The organism is Mesorhizobium sp. M6A.T.Cr.TU.014.01.1.1 (assembly GCF_004022765.1).
Classification (GTDB): domain Bacteria; phylum Pseudomonadota; class Alphaproteobacteria; order Rhizobiales; family Rhizobiaceae; genus Mesorhizobium; species Mesorhizobium mediterraneum.
Genome location: NZ_RZPG01000076.1, coordinates 1 through 704, shown reverse-complemented (window position 1 = coordinate 704; position 704 = coordinate 1). Strand labels below are relative to the sequence as shown.

Below are 704 nucleotides of genomic sequence, written 5' to 3'. Positions count from 1 at the left end.
GCCCGGTGCCGGGATGCTGTCGGTCGGCGTGGAGTTGCCGATCGAGATGGTCAGCGTGGTGTGCGACAGGTCGCCGTCGCCGTCCTTGATGGTGTAGGTGAAGACGTCGTCGTGGCCGCCGGCCGTGCCGGCGTCGCGCACATAGGAGTAGGTGCCGTCCGCGGCCAGCGTCAGCTTGCCGTAGGTGCCCTGGATCGCAGTGCCGAGCGTGCCCGTGCTGTCGAGGTCGGCATTGACGGTGCCGGCCTGGACGCCAACCACCGCCGCGCCATCGGCGCCCTTGACGTCGACGCCGGCCACCGGCGAAGTGGTGCCCACCGCCGTCAGCACATTGCCGACCTCGGCCGTGAACTGGTTGGCCGCGACACTGTCGGTGTCGGCATGCGCCGTCGGCACGTCGTCGACGATGTTGATGACCAGGTTGCCGGCCGGCGCGCTGTCGCCGTCGGCGTCGGTGACGACGACCGCGAAGCTGGCGTTGGTGCTGTTGCCCGACGTGTTGTCGAGCAGCGTGTAGGAATAGTTGATCGTGCCGGCGCCGGTGGTGGCATTGTAGACATAGCTTGCCGTCAGTGAGCCGGTGGCATCGCTGAAGGTCTGGGCCGCACCGGTCAGCACATGGCCGCCGAGCGACACCGTCGTCAGGCCGTCCGGCGATGTGAAGCCGATGGTGCCCGAAGTCGTCTCCGAGGGTGCCGCCGCGT

Annotated in this window: 1 pseudogene; it reads right to left on the bottom strand. The window is 68.8% G+C overall.

Annotated elements, in window-relative coordinates:
• Positions 1–704 (bottom strand): annotated as a pseudogene (locus tag EN885_RS33770) (hypothetical protein); the annotation flags it as partial.